The sequence below is a fragment of the Pseudomonas sp. CIP-10 genome, assembly GCF_020911845.1.
Lineage (GTDB): Bacteria > Pseudomonadota > Gammaproteobacteria > Pseudomonadales > Pseudomonadaceae > Aquipseudomonas > Aquipseudomonas alloputida.
Map to the genome: position 1 here is coordinate 4,345,267 of NZ_CP087160.1, position 14,302 is coordinate 4,359,568.

General features: G+C 62.6%; 16 protein-coding genes and 1 tRNA gene. 1 reads left to right on the forward strand and 16 read right to left on the reverse strand.

Annotation, left to right across the window (positions count from 1 at the left end; all coding sequences use genetic code 11):
• Window positions 1–26: 26 nt before the first annotated feature.
• Window positions 27–102 (forward strand) — tRNA-Asn (locus tag LMH93_RS19605).
• 58 nt (window positions 103–160) lie between these two features.
• On the opposite strand, the gene LMH93_RS19610 is transcribed toward LMH93_RS19605, so the two are convergent.
• The 16 genes from LMH93_RS19610 to rpmF form a co-directional block, all read right to left on the reverse strand.
• Window positions 161–562, reverse strand: a complete 402-nt coding sequence (locus LMH93_RS19610; RefSeq protein WP_003247176.1) for a cupin domain-containing protein — start codon at window positions 560–562, stop codon at window positions 161–163.
• A 605-nt stretch (window positions 563–1,167) separates the two neighbouring features.
• Window positions 1,168–1,725 carry a DUF1285 domain-containing protein gene (locus LMH93_RS19615; RefSeq protein ID WP_003247173.1) on the reverse strand — a complete coding sequence of 186 codons (558 nt, stop codon included), beginning with the start codon at window positions 1,723–1,725 and terminating at the stop codon, window positions 1,168–1,170.
• 10 nt (window positions 1,726–1,735) lie between these two features.
• The gene (locus LMH93_RS19620) at window positions 1,736–2,341 is read right to left on the reverse strand and encodes a DUF4823 domain-containing protein (RefSeq protein WP_014861671.1); all 606 of its coding nucleotides are present in this window, start codon (window positions 2,339–2,341) and stop codon (window positions 1,736–1,738) included.
• Between the two features lie 66 nt (window positions 2,342–2,407).
• Window positions 2,408–3,376: a GTP 3',8-cyclase MoaA gene (locus LMH93_RS19625; protein ID WP_230064474.1), complete on the reverse strand. Its 969-nt coding sequence runs from the start codon at window positions 3,374–3,376 to the stop codon at window positions 2,408–2,410.
• Window positions 3,377–3,633: 257 nt separating this feature from the next.
• On the reverse strand, window positions 3,634–4,269 hold the full coding sequence (locus tag LMH93_RS19630; protein WP_003247170.1) for a TetR/AcrR family transcriptional regulator: 636 nt from the start codon (window positions 4,267–4,269) through the stop codon (window positions 3,634–3,636).
• Between the two features lie 665 nt (window positions 4,270–4,934).
• The gene (locus LMH93_RS19635) at window positions 4,935–5,717 is read right to left on the reverse strand and encodes a TatD family hydrolase (protein ID WP_003247169.1); all 783 of its coding nucleotides are present in this window, start codon (window positions 5,715–5,717) and stop codon (window positions 4,935–4,937) included.
• 30 nt (window positions 5,718–5,747) lie between these two features.
• The gene (locus tag LMH93_RS19640) at window positions 5,748–6,734 is read right to left on the reverse strand and encodes a DNA polymerase III subunit delta' (RefSeq protein WP_003247167.1); all 987 of its coding nucleotides are present in this window, start codon (window positions 6,732–6,734) and stop codon (window positions 5,748–5,750) included.
• On the reverse strand, window positions 6,727–7,359 hold the full coding sequence (tmk, locus tag LMH93_RS19645) for a dTMP kinase (RefSeq protein WP_230064475.1): 633 nt from the start codon (window positions 7,357–7,359) through the stop codon (window positions 6,727–6,729). Before tmk ends, LMH93_RS19640 begins: the two co-directional genes overlap by 8 nt.
• 9 nt (window positions 7,360–7,368) lie before the next feature.
• A complete protein-coding gene (gene mltG, locus LMH93_RS19650) occupies window positions 7,369–8,589 on the reverse strand; it encodes an endolytic transglycosylase MltG (protein WP_230064476.1) in 1,221 nt (406 codons plus the stop codon).
• Between the two features lie 4 nt (window positions 8,590–8,593).
• Window positions 8,594–9,409: an aminodeoxychorismate lyase gene (gene pabC / locus LMH93_RS19655; RefSeq protein WP_003247163.1), complete on the reverse strand. Its 816-nt coding sequence runs from the start codon at window positions 9,407–9,409 to the stop codon at window positions 8,594–8,596.
• Window positions 9,409–10,653: a beta-ketoacyl-ACP synthase II gene (gene fabF, locus LMH93_RS19660; protein WP_003247162.1), complete on the reverse strand. Its 1,245-nt coding sequence runs from the start codon at window positions 10,651–10,653 to the stop codon at window positions 9,409–9,411. Before fabF ends, pabC begins: the two co-directional genes overlap by 1 nt.
• Before the next feature lie 187 nt (window positions 10,654–10,840).
• Window positions 10,841–11,077, reverse strand: a complete 237-nt coding sequence (gene acpP / locus LMH93_RS19665; RefSeq protein ID WP_012053292.1) for an acyl carrier protein — start codon at window positions 11,075–11,077, stop codon at window positions 10,841–10,843.
• A gap of 203 nt (window positions 11,078–11,280) precedes the next feature.
• Window positions 11,281–12,021: a 3-oxoacyl-ACP reductase FabG gene (gene fabG, locus LMH93_RS19670; RefSeq protein WP_003247160.1), complete on the reverse strand. Its 741-nt coding sequence runs from the start codon at window positions 12,019–12,021 to the stop codon at window positions 11,281–11,283.
• Window positions 12,022–12,036: 15 nt separating this feature from the next.
• Window positions 12,037–12,975, reverse strand: a complete 939-nt coding sequence (fabD, locus tag LMH93_RS19675; protein ID WP_012053294.1) for an ACP S-malonyltransferase — start codon at window positions 12,973–12,975, stop codon at window positions 12,037–12,039.
• A gap of 127 nt (window positions 12,976–13,102) precedes the next feature.
• Window positions 13,103–14,113 (reverse strand): phosphate acyltransferase PlsX, encoded by a 1,011-nt coding sequence (plsX, locus tag LMH93_RS19680; protein ID WP_080634975.1) that lies wholly within the window; start codon window positions 14,111–14,113, stop codon window positions 13,103–13,105.
• A 3-nt stretch (window positions 14,114–14,116) separates the two neighbouring features.
• Window positions 14,117–14,299 carry a 50S ribosomal protein L32 gene (gene rpmF, locus LMH93_RS19685; protein WP_003247154.1) on the reverse strand — a complete coding sequence of 61 codons (183 nt, stop codon included), beginning with the start codon at window positions 14,297–14,299 and terminating at the stop codon, window positions 14,117–14,119.
• Window positions 14,300–14,302: the final 3 nt, after the last annotated feature.

Below are 14,302 nucleotides of genomic sequence, written 5' to 3' on the forward strand. Positions count from 1 at the left end.
AGGCAATCAGTAAGATACGCGCAGATTCCGCGATAGCTCAGTCGGTAGAGCAAATGACTGTTAATCATTGGGTCCCTGGTTCGAGTCCAGGTCGCGGAGCCAGACATTGAAGAAGCCCCCGGATGCGCAAGCAACCGGGGGCTTTTTCGTTGCGCTGGAATTATTGGCCAAGCACCTCGGTCACTGGCTTGCCCTCGTCCACCAGGCTCCAGACCAGCAAACTGGCCGGCTGGGTTTTGCTGGCGTTGCGTGAAACGCTGTGCACGGTGCCCGGCGCCTCGTACCAATAATCGCCGGCCTTGTAGGTCTTTTCCTGCTCGCTGTTGAGCTTCGATACCACCGCCCCTTCCAGGACGTAAGCCATGACTGCGCCCGGATGCTGATGCGCGGGTGATGCCTCGCCCGGGGCGTAGCTGACGGTGAGCATGACGGCGGTTTTGCCGGGGGCATTAGAGGGCTGCTGTTGTTGCAGGACCTTGACCTGGTCGGCGACATCACCGTGGGCCCAAGCGGGTGTTTGGGCGGCGAGCAGTGCGAAGAGGATGATGGCTAATGGATTCATGAGCTATCCTGGAGGACAAGTGCCTGCAGGTTAGACCCTGACTGACTGCAGACAAATGGCCAATCCGGGGGAAAAGCAGGGGGCCGATTTTCGCCTGTACTGGCCCTTTCGCGGGTAAACCCGCTCCTACGACGGCCTGTGCTGCCCTCGATGCGTGCGTAGGAGCGGGTTTACCCGCGAATACGGTGGCGGCGGCAACGGTGAACGGCGGGTGGACATTGGCTGGCAGGCCCGGCCCATTCGCGGGTAAACCCGCTCCTACGACGGCCTGTGCCGCCCTCGATGCGTGCGTAGGAGCGGGTTTACCCGCGAATACGGTAGCGGCGGCAACGGTGAACGGCGGATGGAAATTGGCCCGCAGTCCCGGCCCATTCGCGGGTGAACCCGCTCCTACATCGGCCTGTGCCGCCCTCGATGCGTGCGTAGGAGCGGGTTTACCCGCGAATACGGTGGCGGCGGCGACGGTGAACGACGGGTGGAAATTGGCTGGCAGGCCCGGCCCATTCGCGGGTGAACCCGCTCCTACGACGAGCCTGCGCCCAATCACCGATGCGTGTGCAGGAGCGGGTTTACCCGCGAAGAGGCCGGCATCGCCAACATAGACCTCAGCCGCGCCCGATCGGATAAAACGCCCCCCGACTCCACACCCCAAGCCATTCCTCCCCGTCGATCACATGCGGCACCGCCAGCTCCACCAGTTGGTAAAACACATTGCGATGTATCAGCGCCTCCAGGTTGCTGCGCATCAGCACATACGGTGATGGCTCCTGCGTCACCGGGTCGATCACTACCCGCAGGGGGTTATCCGGCCCCGCCTCGACCTGGTCCTCGACATTGCTGGTAAAGCGCAGCACCTGCTGCTCGCCTTCGCCCTGCACGTCCAGCAGCACGGCCACGAATGGCGCATCGTCGACACGAATGCCAACCTTCTCTACCGGGGTAATCAGGAAGTAGTCATCGCCGTCGCGGCGAATGATGGTAGAGAACAGCCGCACCATCGGCTTGCGCCCGATCGGTGTGCCCAGGTAGTACCAGGTGCCATCGCGGGCGATGCGCATGTCGATGTCACCACAGAAATCCGGGTTCCACAGGTGCACCGGCGGCAGCCCCTTGGCCTTGGGGATCTGCGCCAGAAGGTCATTGGCCTTGCCGGAGTCGCTCATCACGCTTGCCTCATTCACTCATGCCCAGGAGGCTACGAGCGTACTCGCGCATCGGCGCACCAAGCAAATCCTCCGGCGTGTTGTCGTGGAACGTCAACAAACCGCCACGGCTCTTGATGCGTGCGGTGTCGATCAGGTAGCGGGTACTGGTTTCGATCAGCATCATCTGCACCACGCCAGAGTCCCAGCCCAAGCGGTCGACGGCCTGCTCGTCATACCACTCGTCACCATTGCCGATGCGATCGTCGGTACGTGCGAAGCGCGTGTACAACACGTAGTCCGCACCCACCGAGCGCGCCTGGGCAATGGCCTCTTCGAGGCCCAGCGGGCCCTGGGCACGACGTACCATCGGGAAGTATTCGACGAAGCTCTTGTAGGCCTGCTGGGCCACCGCATTCTGCCGAGGCACTGGCCCCTCGCCCGGCGGCACGAATGCACCCTGGCCAATGAAAATGAACGAATCAGGCTGCAGGCGGATCGACAAGGTGCGACGGGTTTCGCTGTGGTCCAGCAGACCGGCATCGCTCATGTGATAGCGGACGCCTTCGCCCATATCGCTGACATTCATGCAGCCGCCCAGCGCCATCAGCGCCAGCAGCAAGACCAGGCTACGCATCTTTCCTCCAGTGGCCGGCGACGAAAAACCGGCGAATAGCCGGCGGATGCAGCTTTTGCGCCAGCTTCAGCCACCGATCACTTTCATGACTGTCACGCCACCGGAGAAGGCCACGTCCTGCTTGTCAGCCAAAGCCTTGACCAACAACCGCTGCAAGGCCGGCAGCGCCTGATGACGCGGCTTCTCCAGTAGGTCGCCGACGAAGTGCCGGTTACCTGACGACAGGCAGCCATGCAGCCAGCCCGTAGAAGACAGGCGCAGCCGCGAGCAGGTCCGGCAAAACGGCACGCTTTCGTTGGCAATGACGCCGAAGTGGCCCTTGCCAGGGATGTGGTAACGCATGGCCGTGGCGTCCAGCGGCGCATTCACCTGGGCGTAGGTATGCTGGCCGCCGATCAGCGCAAGCAGCTGGTCGAGGCCTACAAACTGTTGGAGGAAGGCGTTGCGATCGTGAGAGAGGTGACCCATGCGCATCAGCTCGATGAAGCGCAGCTCGAAGCCGCGCGCGAGGCAGTAATCCAGCAGCGGCAGTACCTGATCAAGGTTTTTCCCGCGCATCGGCACCATATTGACCTTGATTCGCATACCCACGGCGCGGGCCTGCTCCATTGCGTCCAGCACAGTGCCCAGGTCGCCGCCACGGGCAATCTGGCGGAAAGCCAGCGGGTCGAGGGTGTCGAGGGAAACGTTCAGCCGACGAATCCCCGCCGCCTGTAGTTGCGGCAACTTGCGCGCCAGCAACTGGCCGTTGGTGGTCAGCGAGACGTCGTCAAGGTCGAGTTTGGCCACGGCAGCCAGAAAGGCATCCAGGCGCGGGCTGACCAGTGGCTCACCGCCAGTAATCCGCAGACGCTCGATGCCGGCGGCTTCGATCAGATAGGCCACGCCACGGGCCAGGGAATCCGCAGACAGCTCGTCCTGCGCCGCCACCAGCCGCTTGCCGTCGGGTACGCAGTAGGTGCAAGCGTAGTTGCAGGCAGCCGTCAGGCTGACGCGCAGGTTGCGAAAGCGCCTGCCTTGACGATCGACAATCATGAATGACTCCGGCATGGATGAAGGGGCCGGCAAAACCTGACTCATAAATCAGGTTTTTGCAAGCCCCAATGAGCAATGCCGAATGTCCAGACGATAGCCAAACGCTTTGGGCTGCACTGCCGCGCAGAGAACGCACGACGCAGTGCTTATGGGAGCGGGCGTACCCGCGAAGAATCAAACGCGGTGCCTGGCACGGGCTGCGCCGGTGTTCGCGGGCGCGCCCGCCCCCATAGGGCCCGCGCAGTTTCGCGCAAGAGTCAGTTCGAGGGTTCCGGGTCGCGCTTGCGCTTGTTGCCCATACGCACGCCAATGTCCATCAGGAACTGGAAGAAGCCTTCCTGGTCCTCCAGCACATTGCTCCAGAACGGCGAGTGGTACAGCGCCACAGCGCCGTGCACCAGCGCCCAGGCAGCGCAGTAGTGGAAATACGGCGGCACGTCTTCGAGCTTGCCTTCGCTGATACGGCCCTTGATCAGCTGGGTCAGGCGGTCGAAGTTGGAGGCACGGATGCTGTGCAGCTGCTCGACCATTTCCGGCACCTGATTGCCCTTGACCACCTTTTCTTCAAGGCGGTCGAACAGCCGGTAGCGTTGCGGATCGCGCATGCGGAACTCGAAGTAGGCGCGCGACAGCGCTTCCTTGTCACGGTCGACGTCGGCCGAGTGCAACAGCTCATTCAGGTCACGCTCGTAATCGAGCATCAGGCGAAGGTAGATCTCCGCCTTGGACTTGAAGTGCTTGTAGATCGTGCCTTTGCCGATGCCCACGGCGTCGGCGATCATCTCGACGGTGACGCTGTCTTCACCTTGCTCGAGAAACAGCTTGAGCGCGGTATCGAGGATTTCCTGTTCGCGACGGCGAAACTCACGGACCTTACGAGGTTCTTTCTGCATGGGAAGGACTGGATGACAATCGAAGCGGTTTATTATGCCTAACTTGCGGGAAATTGCACGGATCATCCACGCATGTCTGTGTTTCACGATGCATACAGCCATACGCTGCGGGAGGAATGAAACGTTGGCGTATTCCAAATCTGTTTAAAAAACGTCCAATATGCACTGGCACTGCGCCAAACCTGACCAATACTTGAAGTGTTGGCGCGGCGCATCCCCCCCAGTGGCGCGCCGATAAAGGTGCTCAGGGACCGCGTACCTTTGTTTTACTCCTAATGGTCTTAACCCGGATTCCTCCCCCAGAACCCGGGTTTTTTTTGTGGGGAGGATGGTGTGACGGCTGCCAGGTGCGTGCCGCAAGATTCTCAGCGCCTGTGAGATCGAGCGCCGCCCGCGCGGCGCTTCGCGGGTAAACCCGCTCCTACGCTTGTTTCGGGCCAATTAGGCCTGTGGGATTTGCGCGCGAACGCCTTGGCGCACGCCTCGATATCGCGTCGTACAAACAAGGCGGTCGCGCGCGCCTGGCACAGGACGGACTGGCCCGAAACAAACGTAGGAGCGGGTTTACCCGCGAAGCGCCGCGCGGGCGGCGCTCGATCTCATAGGCGCTGCAAGGGCTGTGGCAGGCACCTTGTGCCCCTCACACAATCTCTAACCCCGGTGAATCAATCCACACGCGCCAACGGGAACAGCCGCTTGAAGTTGGCGGTAGTCTGTTCGGCCAACTGCTCATAACTGGCCCCACGCAACGAAGCCACATACTCCGCCACCTCCCGTACATACTGCGGCAAGTTCGGCTTGCCCCGGTACGGAATTGGCGCCAGGTAGGGCGAATCGGTCTCCACCAGCAAGCGATCGACAGGCACCTGCCGCGCCACTTCCCGCAAGGCATCGGCATTGCGGAAGGTCACGATGCCCGACAGCGAAATGTAATAACCCAGGTCCAGCGCCGCCTTGGCCATGTCCCAGTCTTCGGTGAAGCAGTGCAGCACGCCCGCTTGCGGCAGGCTCGCCTCACGCAGCAGCGCCAGGGTATCGGCGCGCGCCGCCCGGGTATGCACGATCACCGGCTTGCCGGTCTGCCTGGAGGCCTCCAGGTGCAGACGGAACGAGGCCTGCTGCAGCTCGGCAGCCTCCGGCTCGTAGTGGTAATCCAGCCCGGTTTCACCAATCGCCACCACATGCGGGTGGGCCAATTCGCGCAACAGCCACTCCAACGCCGGGGTTTCGCCAGGGGCCAGGTCCAGCGGGTGCACGCCCACCGAGCAGTCGACGTCAGCGTACTGCTCGCTCAGCGCCTTCACTGCACCCGCATTCTCGGCACTGACGCCAATGCACAGGAAATGCCCGACCCCACGCTCACGCGCCGCCTGCAGGGCAGCATCGAGGGAGCCCTGGTGGGCACTGAGGTCAAGACGGTCGAGGTGGCAATGGGAATCTACGAGCATGGGATAACGGCACACATGAAAAATGGGAAATCAGCGGGCACCCGGCAGTTGCAGCCAGTGAGCCAGCAGCGATTCAAGCAACAAGGCACGGTTGAGGTTGGCCTTGCCCAGCACCTTCTGGCGCTGCTCGAGGATCCAGGCCTGCACTTCCAGCACCTTGGCCTGGCGGCTCTTCTGCGCCAGGTATTGCACGACCTTGCGCATATCGGCCAAGCCTAACCCTTCCTCGTCCTGGGTCAACTGGTAGCGCAGGATCAGGTGCGACCAATCGCAGAACCAGTCGAACAGCAGCAACAACGGCACACCGCTCCAGGCATCGGCCAACTGGCTGGGCGATTGCTGCTGCTTGAGCAGCTTCTTCACCCCGTCGGCCACCAGCGCGCGTTGCTCGCGCACACCCTGCGCCTGCAGGCTGACCGCCATCAATGGCGAGCCCGCTGCCAGCGTCAGCAGCTCATCGCGCTCGACCTCGTCGCAGTCGGGTAACGCGCCAGCCAGCCATGCCTGGCTCTGGGCCAGGCTGGGCTGCGGGCAGGCCACCTGCTGGCAGCGGCTCTTGATCGTCGGCAACAGACGGCTGGGCTGGTGCGTCACCAGCAACAACACGGTGTCACCGGAAGGTTCTTCAAGGCTTTTGAGCAGGGCGTTTGAGGCGTTTACATTCATCGCCTCCACCGGCTCGATCAACACCACCTTGCGCCCGCCCAACTGCGCGGTCTGCACCACAAAGGCCACCAGCTCCCGTACCTGGTCGACCTTGATCGGCTTGTCAGCCTCCTCCGGCTCGAGGACGAAGTTGTCCGGGTGGCTGCCGGCCTTGAGCAACAGGCACGACTTACACGCCCCACAAGCGTCCAGGCCCTGCGGCTGCTGGCACAACAGGCGCGCCATCAGGCGCTCGGCCATGGCCCGCTTGCCAATACCCTGCGGCCCATGCAGCAGATAAGCGTGGGCGTGGCGGCTACGACCGGCCAGTTGCTGCCACAGCGCCTGCTGCCAAGGGTAGGCCTCAGCCACGGCAACGCTCCAGAATGCCTGGCAGCAGAGCGTCGATGTCACGCTGCACAACCTCCAGGGATTGCGCCGCATCAAGCAGGCTGTAGCGCTGTGGCGCGCCTTGGGCGCGCTGCAGGTACGCCTGGCGCACCGCCTCGAAGAAGGCCTGCCCTTCCTGCTCGAATCGGTCCAGGCGACCACGGGCGGCGGCGCGGGCAAGGCCCACTTCTACCGGCAGGTCGAAGACCAGGGTCAGGTCCGGGCGCAGGTCGCCCTGGACGAATTGCTCCAGAACCGCGATACGCTCGACCGACAAACCACGACCGCCGCCCTGATAGGCATAGGTGGCGTCCGTGAAACGGTCACACAGCACCACAGACCCGCGTGCCAGCGCCGGCCGGATGACCTGCGCCAGGTGCTGGGCGCGAGCGGCGAACACCAGCAGCAGCTCGGTGTCGGCCGCCATGCCTTCGTCGCTGGGCGTCAGCAACAGTTCACGCACCTTTTCCGCCAGCGGCGTACCGCCTGGCTCACGGGTCAGCACCACGTCCAGGCCGTGCTCGCGCAGGCGCGCGGCCAGGTAGTCGCGATTGGTGCTCTTGCCCGCGCCTTCGGGGCCTTCCAAAGTAATAAACAAGCCGCTCACAGGCAGTCCTTAATGTTGTTCGTCAGGCGTCGGCCGCTCGGCCGCTTGCGCACCGCCGGCAGGGGCATCCTGCGCGGGCGCTTGATCAGGGGCTGGCTGCGCAGCTGGCTCGTCCGCTGCTGGGGGCTCAGGGCGCTGCACATCGTCGGCGCCCGACGCCTGTTCGGCATCATCGGCCCCTGGCTTGGCCTCTTGCTGCGGCGCGGGGCTGGAGCGGTAGTCCGACCGGCGCTTGAGCTGGAACTCGCGCACTGCCGAATTGTGGTCGTCGAGGTCGTCGGAAAACACATGGCTGCCATCGCCGCGGGCGACGAAGTAAAGGCTGGTGCCATTGGACGGGTTCAGCGCCGCGTGAATCGCCTCGCGGCCGACCATGGCGATCGGGGTCGGTGGCAGCCCAGTCATGGTGTAAGTGTTGTAGGGCGTTGGCTCGCGCAGGTCGGCGCGGGTGATCTTGCCGTTATAGCGTTCACCCATGCCATAGATAACCGTCGGGTCCGTCTGCAGCATCATACCCAGGCGCATGCGCCGCACGAACACGCCGGCGATCTGCCCGCGCTCCTGCGGAATGCCGGTTTCCTTTTCGACCAGGGAGGCCATGATCAGCGCCTGGTAAGGGTCACGATACGGCAGGTCGGTGGAGCGCTCGGCCCACTCCTTGGCCAGCACTTCGTCCAGACGCATGTAGGCCTGCTGCAGCAACTCGACATCGGTCATACCCCGCACGAAGCGGTAAGTGTCGGGGAAGAAGCGGCCTTCGGGGAATACACCGGTATGGCCGAGCTTGTCCATGACCTCGGCATCCGACAAGCCGTCCAGGGTATGCTTGATCTTTTCATGCTTGGCCACGGCCGCACGCACCTGACGGAAGGTCCAGCCTTCGACCAGGGTGAGGTTGTACTGCACCACGTCGGCACGGCGCCAGGCGTCGAACAACTGCTCGACGGTCATGCCAGGGGTAAGACGGTACTCGCCAGTGTGCAGCGGGGTGCCGGCCATGTTGAAGCGCCAGTACAAACGCAACCAGACAGCATCGTCAAGCAACCCATCTCTTTGCATGCTGTAGAACATGCGGTTGGGGTTAGTGCCATTGGGCACATCCAGCAGGCGCTCCTGCGTGACGTGCAGGGGCTGCTCCAGGACCGAGTTGACCTTCCAGGCCGACCAGCCAAACGCCAGGCCGGCAAGGATCAAGCCCATTTCCAGCAACAGCAGGAATTTACGTCTCACGAATTCAGGTTTCCAGTAACGTACGGGCAACGGCCTGCAGTTTACGAGTGAGCGGGCCCGGCGACCAGTTTAGCGCGGCTACGCCACACACGGGCCAAATGCCGTAAACGCTATTGCAAACAAATACTTCATCCGCTTGCTCAAGCGCCTCGAACGACAGGTCGCAGACATGTGCCGCAATACCCAGCAGCGGGGCCTGTTCCAGCAGTGCGGCACGCATCACGCCCGCCACGCCACAACGGCTAAGGTCGGCGGTAAGCAGCACGCCATCGCGCACCAGAAACAGATTGCTGTATACCCCTTCGATCACCCTGCCCTGCGCGTCACGCATCAGGCCTTCGGCATGGTCGCTGTCCTGCCATTCGGCACGGGCCAGCACCTGCTCCAGGCGGTTAAGGTGTTTGAGGCCGGCCAGCAGTGGTTGTTCCCCAAGCCGGGTCTGGCAAGGGAACAAACGCACGCCATGCTCAGCATGCTCGACAGGATAGCGGGGTAATGGGCTGCCTTGCAGGATACGCCGCGGCGCTGCATCGACAGCTGGCGCATAGCCACGCTGGCTATCGCCACGGGTAAGGATAAGTTTGACGACACCCTCACCCAGCTGGCTGGCGTAACGCAGCAGCTCGTCGCGCACCAGCGCCAGGTCGGTGTTGATCGCCAAGCGCTGGCAGCCCAGTGCCAGGCGTGCAAGGTGGCCGTCCAGCAAGCTGGGCTGGGCACCTCGCACGGCGATGGTTTCGAACAGGCCATCGCCGTAGGCCAGGCCGCGGTTCTGCAGGTTGAGTGCAGTCGCCGGCTGGCCGTCGATCCAGCTGTGCATCAGTCGGCAAACCGGCGGAATACCAGCGAGCCGTTGGTGCCGCCAAAGCCGAATGAGTTGGACAGCACCACGTCGATCGGCATGCTGCGCGCCTGGTGGGGAACGAAGTCGAGGTCACACCCTTCGTCCGGCTCGTCCAGGTTGATGGTCGGCGGGGCCATCTGGCTATTGATTGCCAGCACGCTGAAGATCGCTTCCACCGCGCCCGCGGCACCCAGCAAGTGGCCGGTCATCGACTTGGTCGAGCTGACCGCCAGCTTGTAGGCATGCTCGCCGAACACGCGCTTGATCGCCGCCACTTCGGCCACATCGCCCGCTGGGGTAGAAGTGCCGTGGGCGTTGATGTAGCTGACGTCTTCCGGCTGGATACCGGCATCGCGCAAGGCGTTGGCCATGCAGCGGGCAGCGCCTTCGCCAGAGTCGGGCGGCGACGTCATGTGGTAGGCGTCGCCGCTCATGCCAAAGCCAACCAGTTCGGCGTAGATAGTCGCCCCGCGGGCCTTGGCGTGCTCCAGCTCCTCGAGCACCAGGGCCCCAGCACCGTCGGACAACACAAACCCGTCACGCCCCTTGTCCCACGGCCGGCTGGCCCGGCTGGGTTCATCGTTGCGGGTAGACAGCGCGCGCGAAGCGCCAAAACCGCCCATGCCCAGACCACAAGCCGCCATTTCGGCGCCACCGGCGATCATCACATCAGCTTCACCGTAGGCGATATTGCGCGCGGCCATGCCGATGCAATGGGTGCCGGTGGTGCACGCAGTGGCGATGGCATAGTTCGGCCCTTGCAGGCCCAGGTGGATCGACAGGAAACCGGAGATCATGTTGATGATCGAGCCCGGCACGAAGAACGGCGAAATGCGGCGCGGCCCTGAATCGTGCAGGGTGCGGCTGGTTTCTTCGATGTTGGTCAGACCACCGATACCCGAGCCCATGGCCACGCCAATACGCTCGCGGTTGGCATCGGTGACCTCCAGGCCGGCATTACGCACGGCCTGGAAACCAGCCGCCAGGCCGTACTGGATGAACAGGTCGAGCTTGCGGGCCTCTTTGGCCGACAGGTACTGCTCAACCTCGAAGCCTTTCACCGAGCCGCCAAAACGGGTGGAGTAGGCAGACAGGTCCGTGTGTTCGATCGGACCAATGCCACTGCGGCCAGCCAGAATGCCCTGCCAGGTGCTCGGTACATCGGTACCCAGTGGCGACAGCATACCCATACCGGTGACCACGACGCGTCTACGCGACACAGTACTCTCCTTTTCTAATAACAGAGTCTCTTGCCATTGCATTCAAGCGCTGGAATGAAATGGCAACAAGCTCTTGGTGCGCGGTGAACGAAGCCGCCTGAAAAATGCGAGGCGCTCGCAAAGAAAAAACCGCACGCCAGCGAAGGCAGTGCGGTTTTCCCCGACAAGAAACGTCGACTGTAGCGTCTTAGGCCTGGTGGGCTTTGACGTAGTCGATAGCAGCTTGAACGGTAGTGATCTTCTCGGCTTCTTCGTCAGGGATTTCGGTCTCGAATTCCTCTTCCAGAGCCATCACCAGTTCAACGGTGTCAAGCGAATCGGCACCCAGGTCATCGACGAAGGACTTCTCAATAGTCACTTCTTCTTCCTTGACGCCCAGTTGCTCGGCGACGATTTTCTTGACGCGTTCTTCGATGGTGCTCATACCTAGTTTTCACTCCTAATGGATATATGTCAGGCAGCTGGCCGGTGGCTAATTTTATAGAAAGACGTTCGCTTTTCAAGCTAAACGCACCTTCAGGCTAGTCACCACACCCGCTGCCTGGAATCTGGTTGCAGCTTTATAACGGATTTTAGGCTCGCAGTATGACTCTTTTTTTACGAAACCCGTCACATTGAGTTGCAGTATTACATGTACATCCCGCCGTTGACCGGCACGGTAGCGCCGGTCACGTAGGCGGCGCCGTCGGACGCCAGGAACGAAACCACCTTGGCAATTTCGTCAGCCTGGCCCAGGCGGCCCAGCGGAATCTGGGTCTGCAGGGCTTCGCGCTGAGCCTCTGGCAGCTCGCGGGTCATGTCGGTATCGATGAAGCCTGGGGTCACCGAGTTGACGGTGATACCACGCGAACCCACTTCACGCGCCAGGGCGCGGCTGAAACCTTCCAGACCGGCCTTGGCAGCCGCGTAGTTGGCCTGACCTGCGTTACCCATGGCACCAACGACCGAGCCGATGCTGATGATACGACCCCAACGTGCCTTGGTCATGCCACGCAGCACGCCCTTGGACAGACGGTAGAGGCTGTTCAGGTTGGTGTCGATGACATCAAACCACTCGTCGTCTTTCATGCGCAGCATGAGGTTGTCGCGGGTGATACCGGCATTGTTGACCAAGATGGCCGGCGCGCCGAACTGCTCGCCAATGGCGGCCAGTACGGCTTCAACCGATTCGGCGCTGGTCACGTTCAGCTCCATGCCAGTGCCGGTAATGCCGTGTTCTTTCAGGGTGGCAGCGATGCGCTCGGCACCGGACGCCGACGTGGCGGTACCGATCACGGTCGCGCCCTGGCGGCCCAGCTCGAGGGCGATGGCCTGACCAATACCACGGCTGGCGCCGGTAACCAGTGCAACTTTACCTTGCAGGCTCATGCAAGCTTCTCCAAATCAGGCCAGTGCCGCGCGAGTGGCAGCAACGGCGTCAGGGGTGTTGAGGTTGTAGGTGGTCACGCCGTCGGCGCAACGCTTGTTAAGGCCAGCCAGGACCTTGCCCGGGCCACACTCGACCAGGTTGACCGCACCGTTGGCGGCCAGGGTCTGCACGCACTCGACCCAGCGCACCGGCTGGTACAGCTGTGCCAGCAGGTCGTGCTTGAGGGCATCGAGGTCGGCGGCGACGGCGGCAGTGACGTTCTGCACCACCGGAATCTGCGGGGCCTTCCATTCGATGGCATTGACCGAATCGGCAAAGCGCTCGGCGGCGGGCTTCATCAGGGCGCAGTGCGACGGGACGCTGACCGCCAGTGGCAGGGCGCGCTTGGCACCTTTGGCCTTGCACAGTTCCATGGCGCGATCTACCGCTGCCTTGTTACCGGCGATGACCACCTGACCAGGCGAGTTGAAGTTCACGGCGCTGACCACTTCATCTTCAGCGGCTTCGGCGCAGATTTCCACGACCACAGCATCGTCCAGGCCGAGAATGGCAGCCATGGCGCCGTGACCGGCCGGTACGGCTTCCTGCATCAGCTGACCGCGGCGCTCGACCAGGCGAACGGCATCTTTCAGGCTGATGCTGCCGGCGGCGACCAGGGCGCTGTATTCGCCCAGGCTGTGACCGGAAACGAAGGCCGGCTTGGCACCGCCCTCTTCCAGCCACAGGCGCCACAGTGCGATGGACGCAGTAAGGATCGCCGGCTGGGTCTTGTCGGTCTGGTTAAGTTGCTCTTCCGGGCCGTCCTGGACCAGCTTCCACAGGTCGTAGCCGAGCGCTTCGGACGCTTCCTTGAAGGTTTCGATGATCACTGGCTTCTCGGCGCCGAGCTCGGCGAGCATGCCCAGCGACTGGGAACCTTGACCGGGAAAGACGAATGCGAGGGATGCAGACATTGAACAAGCCCTTATGATCTTGTCGTCGGATAGTGTGCGCCAGGCCCGAGGCCAGGCGCGGAATCTGAAAACTTGGATGGAAACACAGACCAAGCGGTCACATTTAAGCACTTCATCGGCGAAATGCCTAAGGCAACAGGTCTTCAAGGCGGCCATGCAGCCGCTGCGGCAGGTTTTCCTGAATTTCGATCAGCGCCCGCTGGATGGCACTCTGAAACCCCTGCACGCCCGCCGAGCCATGACTCTTGATGACGATACCCTGTAGCCCCAGAAAGCTCGCCCCATTATGCCGCGCCGGCGCCAGGTCGGCCTGCAGACGCTTGAGCAGCGGCATGGCAACGGCCCCGGCAACGCGGGCAAAAGCACCGCCCTTGAACAGTTTTTCGATGCGCGCACCGATCATCGTCGCCAGGCCCTCGCTGGACTTGAGCAGTATGTTGCCGACAAAACCGTCGCACACCACCACGTCTGCCTCACCCCGGTACAGGCCATCCCCTTCGACGAAACCGACATAGTTGAGCCCACGGGCGCCCTGCAACAGCGTGGCAGCCAGCTTGACCTGCTGGTTACCCTTGATGTCCTCGGTACCGATGTTCAACAGCGCCACGCGTGGCCGATGCACACCCAGGGCCTGAGCGGCCACCGAGCCCATTACCGCGAACTGGTAGAGGTTTTCGGCGCTGCAGTCGACATTGGCGCCCAGATCGAGCAATTGACAGTAACCCGTCTGGGTCGGGATCGCCGCCACCATGGCCGGCCGGTCGATACCCGGCAGGGTCTTGAGCACGAAGCGCGACAACGCCATCAGCGCCCCGGTATTGCCGGCACTGACACAGGCCTGGGCTTTTCCGTCGCGCACCAGTTCGAGGGCGATGCGCATCGACGAATCCGGCTTGCCGCGCAACGCCTGGGATGGCCGCTCGTCCATGCCGACCACCTCACTGGCGGCCACAATCTGCAGGCGCGCGCGATCCGCAGCTGGCAAGCCACTGATGAGATCTTCAAGGAGGGAGGGTTGACCGACGAGGGTCAGGTGGAGCGAGGGGGTAGCCGAAAGGCAGGCAATGCTAGCCTGGACAATGCTGCGGGGACCGAAGTCCCCGCCCATTGCGTCGATCGCGATGACCTGAGCGGACAAGGATTACTCGTCAGCGCCCTTGTCGACCACTTTACGACCACGGTAAACGCCTTCTGGCGAAACGTGGTGACGCAGGTGAACTTCACCGGTGGTTTTCTCTACCGACAGCGCGTTTTCCGACAGAGCGTCGTGCGAACGGCGCATGTCACGGGCAGAGCGGGATTTTTTGTTCTGCTGAACAGCCATAAT